The sequence below is a fragment of the Saccharopolyspora sp. NPDC045941 genome, from assembly GCF_056431445.1.
The window spans coordinates 79127-94863 of record NZ_JBWKKU010000030.1 but is presented as its reverse complement, the minus strand read 5'-3'; the positions used below and the strand labels follow the sequence as shown (position 1 = coordinate 94863).

Sequence of the window (15737 nt, the reverse complement as noted above, 5' to 3'; positions counted from 1 at the left end):
TCCTTCAGTCGTAAAGGTCGATCAACATACGATCAAGCAGCTTGGCGTCACCGCACATCGTGCCCATACGGGAACGCAGGTCACGCACGCGCTCGACGATCTTTTCCGAGCCGTACTGCTTCCCTACCTGAAGCGCCTCCACCGCGAGACGACACGCTTCATCCTCCTGGCGCATGGACACCATGAGACCCGCGAACTCAACCTTTGCAAGCGCCAGTGGCTTTGGCGCGCTGATCGTGGGGATCACGGCTGTACAGGCAGCACGAGAGCCCGAGTAGTCACCCAGCGCAGCAAGCGCGGTTGACTGGTATCGAGCCGCCTTGGCAGAAGTAAACGCGAAAACCCACGGCCATTGAGCGTCGCTGGTCTGGCGATCGGTGTTGCGTTGAGCTGTTCGGAGCGCGTCCAACGTTTGCGCTCGATCGCCCATCGCGCCGAACGCGACGGCACGCAGGGAAGCCCGCCAGGCGCGTGCAGCAGCCGGAGTGTGACCGTCCTGGTACTGCGCAGCGCGATCGAGCAGATGCAATCCTTGGCGGGGATCACCCATCTCAACGGCGTAGTGCCCCAAGCTGGCCGTCATGTAGGAGACCAGCAGCGAATTTCGAGACGATTCCGCATAGCGGATGCTCTCCTTGTAGCGAGCGCGAGCCGTCGCGGAGTCGCCTCGATCTGCCGCAAGCCACGCTGCGAGGCCCGCGATCTCGCTCAACGTCGCAAAGCCCTTGCTGCTGCGAACTTTCTCGTGCACTACCTGCTTGGCTAGTCGCAGATGCCCTTCTGCGGCTGGAGCGAGGTACTGAGATGAGACGCTGGATTCCATGCGCCGGTAATCCTGGGTCGGGCCTGCGACTGCTGACACGAGATCGTCTTGCCCGCCTGCCAATGCGGCAACGGCTGGTGTGGCGCGTGCCAGCGCAGCACCCGCTCCGAGACCGAGGGTGCTTCGTAAGAAGGTTTTGCGGTCCACGTCCTCAGTGGTACACCCGCTGCCGCCTCTTCTAAACTCAAGGTCGGCGTCGGTTGCAACGTCAAGGACCGCTCGGATTGCTGCGCGATAGTGCGCAGCCGGCCACCTGATTACGCCTCGCTCCCACTTCCCAATGTGGTTGGCATCGATAGCCGTGACCTTCCCGGTCGAGCGGAAGACCTGCGCATTCACCGCCTCAGCCAGCTCCTGGCGAGTTAAGGGCTGCCCTGGCGACGACGGCGATTCGATGCTTTCACGAGCGGCGCGCAGCGCGTCGTTCGGTTCAGACAAGTCGACTCCTTGGGACCAGGGTGTCGCTCAGTGTAATGGACTGATCGCGCATCGGGGGGTGCAACTCTCCCCGAAGTCTCCCCTTGCGCTCCCTGTAACTCTCCCTCTTGCAATCCCCTCCCAGCGAGCACGCTCGTGATCAGGTGCTCGATCAACGGGGAGTGATGTCAACGTGTCGATGATCCAGCGCGCCACTTTCGGCGAGCTGACAGCTGGTACGAACGAGGAACTCGTGCGCTGGGTACTCCCGGTCGGCTCGATGGTCATCCACGGCACAACGCGACGCTTGGCCGAGAGCTCCCAGGGAGGGCTCCTGGGCGGTCTGTGTGGGGAGCAGATGCAACTGCCGCCAGAACCGCCCGCGCACCTGGACGCAAGCAGGCACGATTTCTGCCAGGAATGCGTGCGTCGATTCATTGCAAATCTATTTGCCCATTGGGAATCAGTGGGATCGAGGTACTCGGATTGGATTCTGAACACTGGCGCCGTGCTGAGTGCAATGTTGCCAGGCAGCGCAAGCGAATGATTCTAGGAAAAACAGAAAGAGGAAGAGCGATAAAGATCCTCTCCCCAGCCCCCGCGCAAGTCACGACATGGACCGTCGATCAGGCAGTGTCATTTCGCGACCTTCTTAGCGTCCTCATTGAGGAATGCAGACATGATTCGGCCGGGTCAAAACCAGGAGGCACGTCTTGATGGTTCAGTTCACTGTTGTCTTGGCGATCATCGTGTTGGCGCTGAGCTGGCTCGCCTGGCGAGCTGGCGAAGGCACCGGACGGCGACCGTGAGTCAGCGCGCTTGGGTCGCGAGTACCCGCGAAACCCGGTGGCACGTCTGCGATGTCACCGACTCCGGCGGATCGTTCGTTGTTGCCTGCGGCCACCGGCTCTACGGGCCTGTGCACCGCAGGATCGGAGAGGCCCCTCCCGTCGATCGCCGGTCGGTGTGCCAGGTCTGTGCGAACATCGTCAACTGGTTCCCGGCGCTGCCCTCCAAGGGCGACGAGGTCATGTGGCCGTTAGACGACCCACCGAAGACCGATCGAGTGCAGGTCTTGGCCGAAGCGCTGGAGGCGGATCGTTCAGGAGTGGTTCCTGCCAGTCCTTACCTGGCAGGAACCACGTCCGCGAAGGCTACCGAGGTTTCTCGTGTCGCCTGACTACAGATTCCCTGCCGGTGCTCGCAGCTCTCACACCGGACACCGAGCAGGGCCACCAATCCGACGAGCCGAGAAGGGAGGTAGTCCCAGCGTGGAGTGGATCGCCTGCGGCAACCCGAACCATCCGCCGCACGAACCAGGCAAACCCCGCCAGAGGTAACCCGGTGCTCTCGTGCTGGCGCTGATCAGTACGAGGCCGCATCGGGTGATGCTGCCCAGTTGTGCATGCCCCCCGACACGAAGGCGCAGCATTTTTCTCTTCCGGGATGAAGTGCCCAGCGCTGGAATCGCCTACCTGATCGGAGAAATCGCGGCACGAGGCTGCCGAGCGACCCGTCGTCGCAACCGGCTTCATCCAGCGCCGGGCGCTTCCCTCTCCCGCTACCGAACCACGCACGACCGCTGAGAAGTAGTACTGACACGAAAGGGACAGGTTTCGCAGATGGAAGCTTTCGAGCGAGCGAACCTCGATGCCTACTTCGGCCGGATCGTTGCTCAAGTTCCCGCAGACGAGCGGCCAAGCTCATTCCTGATCACCCACGTGCTGCCCGAGCGCCCTGCGTTCGTTCGGGCCGTGGGCCACCTGACCGATCTGCGCGCTGTGCTGCCCAAGCCGAAGTCGATCGACAACGTCGCGGCACGTCAGGTCGAGGCGGACGGCTACGTGTGCGATCGACTCTCACGTGATCTCTTCAGTGACGCAGACCGTGCCGTCGACTACCTGGAAGCGCGAGCCGCTGGGCGGTCGGTGGTCCTACTGGACGTCGGCGGGTACTTCGCGTCGGTCCTCACCGAGTTGTGTGACCGCTTCTCGGGGGAAGTTCTCGGCGTGGTGGAGGACACCGAGAACGGACACCAGCGGTACCAAGATCTGAAGCTGCCGTGCCCGGTGGTCTCGGTGGCGCGGTCACCGCTCAAGGACCCCGAAGACTACCTGGTCGGGCAGTCAGTCGTATTCAGCGCCGAAGCCCTCATGCGCGGCCGGGGCGACATCCTGCACGGGCGGAACGCACTGGTGATCGGCTTTGGCAAGCTGGGGAGCTCCATCGCCCGGCTGCTCCACGTCAAGGGGGTCCGCGTCACCGTGTACGACATCGACCCCGTACGCCGAACGCAGGCCCTCTCGCAGGGATTCACGGTAGCGCGAGATTGCCGGTCCGCACTCGTGGACGCGGGGCTCGTGCTCTGCGCCACCGGCCGCTTGTCATTGCGCGGCGAAGACTTCCCGCAGCTCAGGAACGGCGCATACGTCGCCACCGTCACGAGCAGCGAGGACGAACTGGAACTGGACGGGCTCACGGAGGTGTACGACCGGACCCCGATCACCGATGACATCACCCGATACATGACGACCGGCCACTACTTCTATCTCCTGAACAAGGGCAACGCGGTGAACTTTCTCCACGGCGCGAGCGTGGGGCCGTTCATCTTTCTGGTCCAGGCCGAGATCCTTGCCGCCGTTGCCAGGCTTTCCCAACGCAACCTGGAGCCCGGCATGCACGAAGTGGCCGATTGCCGACCCATGATCGCCGCAACATGGCTGAACTACTTCAACAGGTGAACAGATGCCGATCACACATGAACACATCTCCCAGACGGTCAAGACCTATCTGACGTTCCGGCCCGAGTACGTTGACGAACTCAAGATGATCACGGATCTACTCGACGCGGGCGTGGACATCACGCCTCGCACCGAGTTCCGTGGACACGCCACGGCTGGCGCTGTCCTCGTCAACGACGAGGGACTGGTTCTGCACATCCGTCACAAGGGGCTCGGCCGCTGGCTCCTGCCTGGTGGTCACCTCGAACCCGATGACGAGTCGCTGCTCGGCGCTGCGCTGCGAGAACTGGGCGAGGAGACCGGCTTCAACCTGGAGCTGGTATCGGTGGATGGGGACGATCCGATCCACGTCGACGTTCACCCGATCCCCGCCAACCCGACGAAGGGCGAACCTGACCACCACCACTTCGACTTCCGGTTCCTGTTCCGCACCAGCGGCGACGTTGGTGCGTTGCAGACCGAAGAAGTGACCGGAGCCGACTGGCTCAGCGTCGATACCCTGCCGAACCCGCTCCGCGACCACGTGCGTGCGGCCATCGCCTAGGGCCAGACACGAAGAGAGCCCCGCACCGACCGGGATGTACCCGTATCGGCGCGTGGGCTCTCGCATGTCCAAGTGGGAACCCGGTGATCCTGTGCGGACAGCGTCCTCGCACCGACATCCCGGCACAATGACGAAATGCCGCTACTTCCCCGGGGCGGCTTGGGCAAATGCACACGAGCAGCGGCCGGTGATCGCCCCGAGCGCTCCCCCGCACCGCACAATGAGGCGGACGACCTGGAAGATCGCGACGGAATGGGCGAACACACATGTCGGACGTCGATATCGCGCCGGGCGGCCCGCTGCGCGGCCTGGTGCACGCGTGCCTGGACGACCTGGACGAGCTGGTCGACGACTTCATCGCGGAGCTGAGCGCGATCGAGCCCTACGCCAGCGGCGCGGTGCCGGACGAGGAGTTGCGCGAGGACGCCGAAGCCAGCATCGAACTGCTCCTGCGCACCGCCGCGGGGCTGCCCGTGCCGCAGCGGCTCGGCGACACCTGCGAGCGGATCGGGCGCAGGCGCGCGCACCTCGGCGTCCCGCTGGAAGTCCTGCTCCGCGCGGTGCGACTGGACTTCCGGGTGATGTGGTCGGCGTTCCTGCGCCGGGTGGACCGGTCCGAACTCCCGCTCCTCGTGCACAACACCGTTCGCGTCTGGGACGTGGTCGAGGAGTACAGCGCCCGGGTGCACCTGGCCTACGAGAACGAGGCCGCCGTGCTGGCCAGGGAACGCGACGACGAACGAAACCGCCTGGTGGATTCGCTGCTGGCCGCCGGGGGGGGCGTGATCCGCAGGTCGTCGAGCAGGTCGCGCAGGCGCTCGGCATGAACGCGAAGGGCGACTTCCTGGTCGCGGCCGCCCCCGTCGACGCGCCGCGCCCGCTGCGCCAGGCGGCAGACCGGTTGCGGGCCACGTCCGTTCCGGCCCACCTGCAGGACGTCGACCGGCGCCAGGTGCTCATCGCCGAGCTGCCGAACCGGGCGCCGGGGACACCGGGGCGGTGGCTCGACTCCGTGCCGTGCGGCGTCGGGCCGATCGCGAACGGGCTCGCCGACGTGCCCCGGGCGCTGCGGATCAGCGTGGAAGTGGCCGCGACGATCAGCGGCGAGGACGGCCGGCCGCACCACCTCGTCGAGCGGTGGCCGCATGTCGTCGGCGCCCGCCTGGGCGAGGTCGCGGCCGCCCTGCGGGACGAGGTGCTCCCCTCACCGGCCGCCGGCACGCCGCACGAGCGGGCTCGCATGCTGGAGACCGTGCGGGCGTATCTCCGGTCCGGTTCGATCAACGCGGTCGCGAACGAGGTCTTCTGCCACCGCAACACCGTGCTCAACCGGCTGCACCGGTTCGCCGAGCTCACCGGGCACGACGTGACCCGGCCGGAGCACGCCGCCGCGGTCCTGGTCGCACTGGCCTGCCGGGAACGCGCGGACGGCGAGGTCGCCCCTGGTTGATCGGCTGCGCCGCGGCTTGTGCATACGCCCAAGGAAATGGCCGATTCCCGCGGCGGGCAGCAATTCCCCACGGACCCGGGTTCGGGTCGAATGGACGGCACGACGATCACGACAACAGCGACGACTGGGATCCGGTCGACCGGAGGATCCGAGGAGCCGCGAACCTGCCCAGAAGGACCTGATCATGAGAAGCGCCTCCGCCTCGCCGACCCCAGAAGAGCAGAACACCGCACTGCTGAAGGACTTCGCGACGCTCTCGGCGTTCGGAGCGACGCCCGGCGGCGGAGTCGATCGCCAGGCCGCCACCGCTGCCGACGGCGAACAGCGCGCCTGGCTGCACCGGCGGCTGACCAGCCACGGCTTCGAAGTGCACTACGACGACGTGGGCAACCAGTTCGGCCTGTTCACCTTCACGCCGGGCGCGCCGTACGTCCTCAGCGGTTCGCACCTGGACAGCCAGCCGCTCGGGGGCCGCTACGACGGCGCCTACGGTGTTCTGGCGGCAGCCCACGCCGCGCACCGAGCCGTCGAGCGCTGGAGGGCCTCCGGCGCTTCCCCGCGCTACAACGTCGCCGTCGTCAACTGGTTCAACGAGGAAGGTTCCCGGTTCAAGCCGAGCATGATGGGCAGCGCGGTCTTCACCGGGAAGCTGCCCGCCGAGACCGCGCTCGCCACGACCGACCCGGCGGGGACCTCGGTGCGGGCCGCGCTCCGCGAGATCGGGACGATCGGCGACTACGCCGGGCCGGAGTTGGCCGCATACGCCGAAATCCACATCGAACAGGGGCGAGAACTCGAGAACGCGGGCACCACGATCGGACTCGTCGGCTCGACCTGGGCGGCGCGCAAGTACCAGGTGATCGTCCGCGGCGAGCAGTCGCACACCGGATCGACGATCATGGCGGACCGGCGCGACGCCCTGTTCGGCGCTTCCCTCCTGGTCGTGGCCGTGCGCGAACTGGCGGAGCGGGCCGCGTCCGTCCCGCTGCACACCTCGGTGAGCGAGATGTACATCGAGCCCAACTCGCCGGTGGTGGTGGCCCGCGAGGTGCGGATGCACATCGACCTGCGATCCCCCGACGAGGCCTTCCTCGACGACGCGGCCAAAGAGCTCGCCGAGTCCATCCCCGGCATCGAGGAGCACGCGGCGGTCGACATCGAGGTGGTGCAGACGCACGGATGGGGCGTGGCGCCCTTCCCGCTGGCGGGGGTGGATCTCGCCGCCGAGGTGGCCGACGAGCTGGGGCTCCGGCACCGGACCATGATGACCATCGCCGGTCATGATTCGGTGAACATGAAGGACGTCACGCCCGCGGTCATGCTCTTCGTCCCCAGCGCCGACGGCATTTCCCACAACGAAGGCGAGTTCACCCCCGATCACGACATCTGCGCGGGCACCGACCTGCTGACCGAGGTGATCCACCGCCTCATGTCGGGCGCCCTGGAATCCCAGCGGTAGCACCGGAAACGGCGAGACCCCGTCCTGGTGGACGGGGTCTCGCTGTCCTCTTCGGACCATTTCAGCTCGTCAGAAGCGAGCTGGCGCGGTCGGGATCAGGCGACGTCGAACCGGTCGAGGTTCATGACCTTGTCCCACGCGGCGACGAAGTCGCGCACGAACTTCTCCTTCGCGTCGTCGCTCGCGTAGACCTCCGCGAGCGCCCGCAGCTCGGAGTTCGAGCCGAAGACGAGGTCGGCGCGGCTGCCGGTCCACTTGACCTCGCCGGAGTCGTCGCGAGCCTCGAAGGACTGGGCGTCCTCCGACACCGGCTTCCACGTGGTGCCCAGGTCGAGCAGGTTCACGAAGAAGTCGTTGGTCAGCGCGCCCGGGGTGCCGGTGAGGACACCGAGCGCCGAGCCGTCGTAGTTCGCGCCGAGGACGCGGAGACCGCCGACGAGCACGGTCGTCTCCGGGGCGCTCAGCGTGAGCAGGTTCGCCTTGTCGAGCAGCAGGTACTCGGCCGGCAGCCGGTTGCCCTTGCCCTGGTAGTTGCGGAACCCGTCCGCGGCGGGCTCAAGCGCGGCGAACGACTCGGCGTCGGTCTGCTCCTGCGATGCGTCCACGCGGCCCGGCGTGAACGGCACCTCGACGTCGTAGCCCGCGGCCTTGGCCGCCTGCTCGACGGCCGCAGCCCCACCGAGGACGATCAGGTCGGCCAGCGAGACCTTCTTGCCACCGGTCTGAGCGGCGTTGAACGACTCCTGGACGCCCTCCAGGGTGCTCAGCACCTTCGCCAGCTCGTCGGGGTTGTTGACCTCCCACCCCTTCTGCGGCTCCAAGCGGATGCGCGCGCCGTTGGCGCCACCGCGCTTGTCGCTGCCACGGAACGTCGAGGCCGACGCCCAGGCGGCCGAGACCAGCTGCGAGACGCTCAGGTCCGAGTCGAGGATCCGCGCCTTCAGAGCGGCGATGTCCTCGGCACCGATGACCTCGTGGTCGACCGCGGGGAGCGGGTCCTGCCACAGCAGGGTCTCCTCGGGCACCTCCGGGCCGAGGTAGAGCGACTTCGGCCCCAGGTCGCGGTGGGTCAGCTTGAACCACGCCCGGGCGAACGCGTCGGCGAACTGGTCGGGGTTCTCCATGAAGCGCCGCGCGATCGGCTCGTAGACCGGGTCGTACCGCAGCGAGAGGTCGGTGGTCAGCATGCTCGGCGCGATCCGCTTCGACGAATCGTGGGCGTGCGGCACCGTGCCTTCGCCCGCGCCGCCCTTCGGCTTCCACTGCTTCGCGCCGGCCGGGCTTTCCGTCAACTCCCACTCGAAGCTGAAGAGGTTCCAGAGGAAGTTGGTGGTCCACCTCGTCGGCGTCGAGGTCCACGTGACCTCGAGACCGCTGGTGATGGTGTCGGCGCCCTTTCCGGTGCCGAAGGAGTTCTTCCAGCCCAGGCCCTGCTCTTCGAGCGCGGCGCCTTCGGGGTCGGCGGCCAGGTTGCTGTCCGGCGCCGCACCGTGGGTCTTGCCGAAGGTGTGCCCGCCGGCGATCAGCGCGACGGTCTCCTCGTCGTTCATCGCCATGCGGCGGAAGGTCTCGCGGATGTCGCGGGCCGCGGCGATCGGGTCCGGGTTGCCGTTGGGGCCCTCCGGGTTGACGTAGATGAGTCCCATCTGGACCGCGGCCAGCGGGTTCTCGAGCTCCCGGTCACCGCTGTAGCGCTCGTCGTCGAGCCACGTGGTCTCGGGGCCCCAGTAGACGTCCTCGTCGGGCTCCCAGACGTCCACGCGACCACCGGCGAAGCCGAAGGTCTTGAAGCCCATCGACTCCAGCGCGACGTTGCCGGCCAGGATCAGCAGGTCGGCCCACGAGATCTTCTGGCCGTACTTCTTCTTGACCGGCCACAGCAGGCGGCGGGCCTTGTCCAGGTTGACGTTGTCCGGCCAGCTGTTCAGCGGCGCGAAGCGCTGCTGACCGGCGCCGGCGCCACCGCGGCCGTCGCTGATGCGGTAGGTGCCCGCGCTGTGCCACGCCATCCGGATGATGAGCGGCCCGTAGTGACCGAAGTCGGCCGGCCACCAGTCCTGCGAGGTGGTCAGGACCTCTTCGATGTCCCGCTTGACCGCGGGCAGGTCGAGGGTCTTGAACTCCTCGGCGTAGTCGAACTCCTCGCCCAGCGGGTTGGCCACCGGGGGGTTCTTCGCGAGGATCTTGAGGTTGAGCCGGTTCGGCCACCACTGGCGGTTCCCGCCGCCCTGGGTCGGGTGCGGCGCGCGCCCGTGCGCGACCGGGCACTTGCCTGCGCTCGCCTCCTTGTTGTCTCCAACAACGGCGTCAGGGCTGTCAGTCACGGGAGTTCCCTTTCAGGTTCAGCTGTTCTGTTCAGCGGCGGGGTCGGGCGAGCAGGAGGAGCACAGCCCCCAGTAGATGACCTCGGCCTCGTCGATCGTGAAGCCGTGGACATCGGAGGCGGCCAAGCAGGGGGCCGCTCCCACGGCGCAATCGACATCGACGATGGCACCGCACGACCGGCACGCGAGATGGTGGTGGTTGTCCCCGGCTCGCGCCTCGTAGCGGGCCACGGACCCCATCGGCTGGATGCGACGCAGCAAACGCACTTCGGTCAGCGCGCGCAGCACGTCGTAGACGGCCTGGCGGGAAACCTTCGGGAGTTCTCTGCGCACGGCATCGACGATCGAGTCCGTATCGGCGTGCGGATGCTCACGCACTGCGGACAGCACCGCGACCCGGGGCCGGGTCACGCGAAGCGCAGTCTTGCGCAACATGCGCTCAAGATCCGCCGTGGTCGTTGGCACGCGCAGAGCCTGCCGCATTTTCTGGAACTAATCAAGAGTGAGTCCCGCCTCGCCACGGATCCCCGAAGCACCCGGACACCGGAGATGGTCGAAATCGCGCAAATCGACCAGCCCGGCCGCTCCGAGAGGCGATCACCACATCGTTCCTATCCCAGGAAGCAGGCATAGGCGGGCCGGAATCACGCCGGTGATCGCTCGCCGCGCGGCGCGCCCCTGGTCTTCGGCGGGGACCCGACTGTCACCCTTGCGCCCGGGCAGGCATTCGGCATTGCGCGCAAGGACTAGCCGATGTCCTACGAACTCCCGCTCCGCTACCCGTTCTCGTCCGTCCACAAAGGAATTCCGCCCGGCGAGATCGCCTGGCACGCAAGCACCACCCCCTCTGCCCGGTGACGCTGCCCGGCGGGCAGCAGCTCTGGATGATCACCCGCCGGGACGACATCACCAAGGTTTGCACCGACCATCGATTCTCCCGCCTGGTGGCCGCTCAACCGGATTTCCGCCCCGAGCACCTGCCGGGGATCGAACGGCACGCGACGAGCTTGCTCGACGCGATGGAAGCCGGACTCAACCCGGTGGACCTCGTCGGGGCTTCATCACGAGCTCGTCGAGCACCGACACGTCCCGGGTGGCCTGGGCCAGCACGGCCAGCAGCACGGCGGAGTCGGCCCGGCGCAGGTGCGCGCGGGCCTGCGCTACACCGTCATCGCCGGCGGCATCGCCTACGGCGCCACGACCCTGCTCGCCACCCTGATGCCGATGCTGCTGCAGGCGCCGCAGAGCACGTCGTACGGCTTCGGGCTCTCGGCGACCCAGATGGCGGGGTGGCTGCTGCCCGGGCAGCTCGCGATCGTCGCCAGCGGGTTCATCGCCGGGGCCACTGCGCGCTCGCTCGGCTTCCGCAACCACCTCACCCTCGGCGCGGTGGCGATCGCGACGGCGGCCGCCGTGCTCGCGGCCGTGCCCTCCGCGCCGGCCGTGATGGTATCGATGAGACCCGGCAATGTGTGCGCGACGTCCTCGGCCACCTCGCCGTCGCCAACGAGCACGCCGCCACGCTCCGGGAGACGATGCGCATCTTCATTCCGCACCGGCGAGAACTACGCCCGGACCGCGGAACTGCTGCACCTGCACCTGCACCTGCACCTGCACCTGCACCTGCACCTGCACCTGCACCTGCACCTGCACACGGTGAAGTACCGGATGAACAAGGTCTTCGGCGAGGGCAGCACCCCGACCTCCTACGACCGGATGGACGTCACCCTGGCCCTGGAGGTCTGCCACTTCCTGGGAGAACGAGTCCTCCACCAACCCAACCACCCCTGACTCCCCCAGGGCCGACTCCCCCAGGGCGTGGTCCTCCCGCAATTTCCATTGAAATCGAAGGTCCAATTTCAATGGAAATTGCGGGAGGACGACGGGCGGGGGTCAGCGGCGGAGGTGGCGTAGTGCGCGGGCGGCCGCGTGCGCGCCGCACATGCCGTGGGCGCCCGGACCCGGCGGGGTCGCCGCCGAGCACAGGAAGTGGCCTGGCAGCCCGACGTCGTAGGGCTGCAGGGTGGTTCGGGGGCCGAAGGTCAGCTGCCGGACGTCCCTCGCGCCCGTCAGGATGTTGCCGCCGACGAAATTGGCGTTCTCCCGGGCGAATCCGGCCGGAGTGCGGACCGCGGTGCCGACGATCCGGTCCCGGAACCCGGGGGCGAACCGCTCGATCTGCGCGATGATCGCTTCGGTCGCGTCGCCGGTGTAGCCGTGCGGGACGTGCGCATACGTCCACAGTGGATTCACATCGCCCACCGAGCGCGTCGGGTCGGCGAGGTACTGCTGGCCGGCCAGCACGAACGGCCGGTCGGGCAGCCGCCCGGCGTGCACCGTCCGTTCGGCCGCGGCCACCTCGGCCGCGGCGCCGCAGACGTGCACCGAACCGGACCGCCGGGCCTGCTCGACGGTCCAGGGCACGCCGCCCGCGACCGCGAAGTCGACCTTGAAAGCGGCGGGCCCGTACCGGAACCGGCGGTAGGCGCGGGAGATCCGCGCGGGCAGCCGGTCGCCCAGCGCGTCGGCCACCGCGGTCGGCGCGACGTCCCACACCACGACGTCCGACGGCGGGAGCTGCGCCGCCGAGCGGACCGCGACCCCGGTCTCGATCTTCCCGCCGTGGTCGCGCAGCAGCGCGGCCAGCGCGTCCGAGATGGCGCGCGAACCGCCTTCGGCGACCGCCCAGCCGTTGCGGTGACCGGCGGTCAGGACGCCGAGCCCGATCGCCGAGGACAGCGGCAGGTCCAGCGGCCGGAAGGCGTGCGCGGCCACGCCGAGCCACAAGGCCCGCGCCCGCTCGGTGCTGAACAGCCGCGCCAGCGCCGTGGCAGGTAGGAGCGTCGGGATGCCGAACCGGGCGAACCGCAGCGGATGCCGCGGCAGGCGCAGGAGCGGACGCAGGATGTCCTCGCTCAGCGCGTCGTAGCCGCGGGCCGGTCGCTCGAACAGCGCGCGCCAACGGCGGCCGTCGGGCCCCAGCCCGCGGGACGTCTCGGCCACCGAGCGGTGCAGGACGCCGGCGGTGCCGTCGTCGAGCGGGTGCACGCAGTCGATCTCCGGCAGCCGCCAACGCAGGCCGTAGCGGTCGAGTCCCAGATCGCGCAGGGCGTGCGAGCCGACGGCCATCGGGTGGGTCGCCGAGCAGTGGTCGTGCAGCAGGCCGGGCACGATCGCCTCGACGGTGCGGGTACCGCCGCCGATCTCGCCGGCCGCCTCCAGCACGGTGACCTCAACGCCCGCCCGGGCCAGGACTGCGGCTGCGGTGAGTCCGTTGGGGCCGCTGCCGATCACGATCGCGGTGCTCATCGGGGTTCCCTCCCGGGGTCGGTGTCGTGCGCTTCCTGGGCGGGCGGAGGGCGGGCCGGTTTCGCCCTCCGCCCCGGAGTCTTCCAGCCGGAAGACCGATCGGCCCGGCTGCGGTCAGGCGGTCGTGCGGACCGCCGGGCCAGTTCGCGGGTCCACGTGACGTCCAGCGGGATCGGCCCGTCCGGCAGCCACGGCTGGGCGGCCACCGGGTCGGAGACCTTCCAGGTGCCGCGCTCGATCACGCCGAGCGCGGCGTCGAGCACTAGGAGCGGCGCGGAGCCGCGCCCATATCCAGCGTCGCCGAAGACCTCCGGCGCGGTTGTGCACGATCGACAACCGGCCGCGCTGCTGGTCGTGGCAACCGCATTGGCGTGCCGTCCCGGCCGCCTGCACTATGCCTCGGGGGCGTGAGCGGACGGCGGATCGTCCCGGAGTCCGAGCCGCAACAGGACTTCTCGGCACCGCGCCACCTCCCAGTCCACAAGAGACGGTCATCGAAGGCCATGCGCATCGGATTCCGCGCTGCACAGTGGACGGTCGGATCGGTGCGCGTGTCGAGCGGGCGCGGCGCGGCGAGCCCGATTACCCTGACCGGCGGCAGATCAACAAACACGCACCTGGCACGAGCCGTTGCGATCCCGCCCGTCCGGGATCGGGTGTGCGGCGGCGCCGCGTTCCGAAGGTGGCGGATCCACCGTCCGCCGCGACCGCCCGCACAGCACCAGCACGCCGGCGTCGCACGACGATTCCAAGCGGAGGGAACGTGCTCGAGATATCCACGCTGACCTGGGTGCTCACCATCGCGGTGATCGTCGGGCTGCTGGCGATCGACCTGATCATGGCGGCCGCGCGCCCGCACCGGGTCGGCTTCGCCGAGGCGAGCGCGTGGTCGGTGGCCTACGCCCTGGTGGCGGTCGTCTTCGGCGTCTGGTTCGCGACGCAGTACGGCGGCCAGGCCGGCACCGAGTACTTCGCCGGCTACATCGTCGAGAAGAGCCTCTCGGTCGACAACCTGTTCGTCTTCGTGATCATCATGACCACGTTCGCGGTCCCCGAGGAGCACCAGCACAAGGTGCTGACCTTCGGCATCGCGCTGGCGTTGATCATGCGCGGCATCTTCATCGCGGTCGGCGCGGCGCTGCTGTCCTTGTTCTCCTTCATGTTCCTGGTCTTCGGGCTGCTGTTGATCTACACCGCCGTGCAACTGTTCCGGCACCGCGACGAGGATCCCGACGTCGAGGACAACGCCGTGGTCAAGGCGGCCCGCCGGGTGCTGCCGGTCTCGGACGAGTACGTGGGCGGCAAGCTCGTGGCGCGCGCCGGCGGGCGCCGGGTGGTCACGCCGATGTTCATCGTGCTGATCGCGATCGGCAGCGTCGACCTGCTGTTCGCCCTCGACTCCATCCCGGCGGTCTTCGGCATCACCGCGGAGCCCTACATCGTCTTCACCGCCAACGCCTTCGCCCTCCTCGGCCTGCGCGCGCTGTTCTTCCTGGTGAAGGGCCTACTGGAGCGCCTGGTCTACCTCTCGGCGGGGCTGTCGCTGATCCTCGCGTTCATCGGCGTCAAGCTGATCCTGCACTGGTTGCACGTGGACATCGACGAGCGCGTCCCCGAGATCCCGACGCCCCTCAGCCTCGGGGTGATCATCGCGGTGCTGCTGGTCGTGACCGTGGCGAGCCTGATCAAGACCCGGCGCGACCCGTCGGCGAAGGCCCACCCCGGTTCCCTCCGGGCACACCGCACCAAGGCACCGGACGCGGACACCCCGACCGACCGGTGACCACACCGGTTACGTGCCGTAGACCCGGGTGACCGCGTCCCACTCCCCTTCGATCGCGCGGTGCGCTAGAGGGTCTGAGTGGCGAAGAGGAAGGCGGGCGGCTCTCCCCCGCCGTGGCATTCGACCGAGGCACCGCTGACGTACGAGGCGAGGTCGGAGGCCAGGAAGAGCGCGACGTTGGCCACTTCCTCCGGCCGCGCCATCCGCCCCAGCGGGATGGTGCGCTCGATGGCCTCGACGCTTCCGTCGTCGCCGTAGTGGCCGCCGGTCAGCTCGGTGCGGCACAGGCCGACGTTGATGGAGTTCAGCCGCACCTTCGGCGCCCACTCCACGGCCAGCGAGCGGGTGAGCGAGTCCAGCCCGGCCTTCGCCGCGCCGTAGGCCGCCGTGCCGGGCGACGGCCGGAGGGCGCTGACGGAGGAGATGTTCACGATCGAGCCGCCGGTGTCCTGCTGCTGCATGGCGGCGTTCGCGACCTGGGCGACCAGCAGCGGGCCGAAGAAGTTGAGGCCCATGATCTTGCTGTGGAAGCGCGGTGACGCGTCCGCCGCCAGGGCGTACGGCGCGCCGCCGGCGTTGTTCACCGCCACGTCGATCCGGCCGTGCCGCGCGAGCAATTCGGCCATCATCGCCCGGACCGACTCCTCGTCCCGCACATCGCACCGCAGGTGCGTCGTGCCCGCGGCCGGCTCGTCCCCTTCGGACCGCGCGCACGTCACCACCTGCGCGCCGGCCGCGACGAAGGCCGCGGCGATGGCCCGGCCGATGCCCTTGGTGCCCCCGGTCACCAGGACCACCCGTCCCGTCATGTCCAGCTGAACAGCCACGCGTCTCTCCGATGGGTCGAGAACCAAGCAGATGTTAGGGTACCAAGCAAATGATAGGTC

14 protein-coding genes are annotated in these 15737 nt (G+C 68.4%); 7 read left to right on the top strand and 7 right to left on the bottom strand.

The genetic code is table 11. The features are described 5' to 3' along the window. Positions 1-4 precede the first annotated feature (4 nt). Complete coding sequence (locus AC07FN_RS24125; protein WP_478397654.1) at positions 5-1261, bottom strand: hypothetical protein; 1257 nt, start codon at positions 1259-1261, stop codon at positions 5-7. A 1601-nt stretch (positions 1262-2862) separates the two neighbouring features. On the opposite strand from AC07FN_RS24125, the gene AC07FN_RS24120 reads away from it, so the two are divergent. The 5 genes from AC07FN_RS24120 to AC07FN_RS24100 all read left to right on the top strand — a co-directional run bounded on the left by AC07FN_RS24120 (position 2863) and on the right by AC07FN_RS24100 (position 7434). Beyond that, the gene (locus AC07FN_RS24120; protein WP_478397653.1) at positions 2863-3981 is read left to right on the top strand and encodes an adenosylhomocysteinase; all 1119 of its coding nucleotides are present in this window, start codon (positions 2863-2865) and stop codon (positions 3979-3981) included. 4 nt (positions 3982-3985) lie between these two features. Further along, positions 3986-4525, top strand: a complete 540-nt coding sequence (locus AC07FN_RS24115; RefSeq protein ID WP_478397652.1) for an NUDIX hydrolase — start codon at positions 3986-3988, stop codon at positions 4523-4525. Positions 4526-4791: 266 nt separating this feature from the next. Next, a complete protein-coding gene (locus AC07FN_RS24110) occupies positions 4792-5352 on the top strand; it encodes an RsbRD N-terminal domain-containing protein (protein ID WP_478397651.1) in 561 nt (186 codons plus the stop codon). Next, positions 5349-5975, top strand: a complete 627-nt coding sequence (locus tag AC07FN_RS24105) for a helix-turn-helix domain-containing protein (protein ID WP_478397650.1) — start codon at positions 5349-5351, stop codon at positions 5973-5975. The genes AC07FN_RS24110 and AC07FN_RS24105 overlap by 4 nt, the downstream gene beginning before the upstream one ends. Positions 5976-6159: 184 nt before the next feature. Then, the gene (locus AC07FN_RS24100; protein WP_478397649.1) at positions 6160-7434 is read left to right on the top strand and encodes a M20 family metallo-hydrolase; all 1275 of its coding nucleotides are present in this window, start codon (positions 6160-6162) and stop codon (positions 7432-7434) included. A 95-nt stretch (positions 7435-7529) separates the two neighbouring features. On the opposite strand, the gene katG is transcribed toward AC07FN_RS24100, so the two are convergent. From katG to AC07FN_RS24085, 3 genes are all read right to left on the bottom strand, one after another. Next, positions 7530-9758: a catalase/peroxidase HPI gene (gene katG, locus AC07FN_RS24095; protein WP_478397648.1), complete on the bottom strand. Its 2229-nt coding sequence runs from the start codon at positions 9756-9758 to the stop codon at positions 7530-7532. Positions 9759-9776: 18 nt separating this feature from the next. Further along, positions 9777-10193 carry a Fur family transcriptional regulator gene (locus tag AC07FN_RS24090; RefSeq protein WP_478397668.1) on the bottom strand — a complete coding sequence of 139 codons (417 nt, stop codon included), beginning with the start codon at positions 10191-10193 and terminating at the stop codon, positions 9777-9779. A gap of 341 nt (positions 10194-10534) precedes the next feature. Next, complete coding sequence (locus AC07FN_RS24085; RefSeq protein WP_478397647.1) at positions 10535-10756, bottom strand: hypothetical protein; 222 nt, start codon at positions 10754-10756, stop codon at positions 10535-10537. 145 nt (positions 10757-10901) lie between these two features. Between AC07FN_RS24085 and AC07FN_RS24080 the strand changes: the two genes are divergently transcribed. Next, complete coding sequence (locus tag AC07FN_RS24080; RefSeq protein WP_478397646.1) at positions 10902-11549, top strand: hypothetical protein; 648 nt, start codon at positions 10902-10904, stop codon at positions 11547-11549. A gap of 102 nt (positions 11550-11651) precedes the next feature. Here AC07FN_RS24080 and AC07FN_RS24075 read toward each other — a convergent pair whose 3' ends face one another. Together AC07FN_RS24075 and AC07FN_RS24070 are read right to left on the bottom strand one after the other, a co-directional pair. Then, positions 11652-13067: a phytoene desaturase family protein gene (locus AC07FN_RS24075; protein WP_478397645.1), complete on the bottom strand. Its 1416-nt coding sequence runs from the start codon at positions 13065-13067 to the stop codon at positions 11652-11654. Beyond that, positions 13064-13330: a DUF3556 domain-containing protein gene (locus AC07FN_RS24070; protein WP_478397644.1), complete on the bottom strand. Its 267-nt coding sequence runs from the start codon at positions 13328-13330 to the stop codon at positions 13064-13066. The genes AC07FN_RS24075 and AC07FN_RS24070 overlap by 4 nt, the downstream gene beginning before the upstream one ends. Before the next feature lie 500 nt (positions 13331-13830). Between AC07FN_RS24070 and AC07FN_RS24065 the strand changes: the two genes are divergently transcribed. Continuing rightward, positions 13831-14850: a TerC family protein gene (locus AC07FN_RS24065; protein ID WP_478397643.1), complete on the top strand. Its 1020-nt coding sequence runs from the start codon at positions 13831-13833 to the stop codon at positions 14848-14850. A gap of 65 nt (positions 14851-14915) precedes the next feature. Here the strand turns inward: AC07FN_RS24065 and AC07FN_RS24060 are convergent, their stop codons facing one another. Then, positions 14916-15677: an SDR family oxidoreductase gene (locus AC07FN_RS24060; protein WP_478397642.1), complete on the bottom strand. Its 762-nt coding sequence runs from the start codon at positions 15675-15677 to the stop codon at positions 14916-14918. Positions 15678-15737 lie beyond the last annotated feature (60 nt).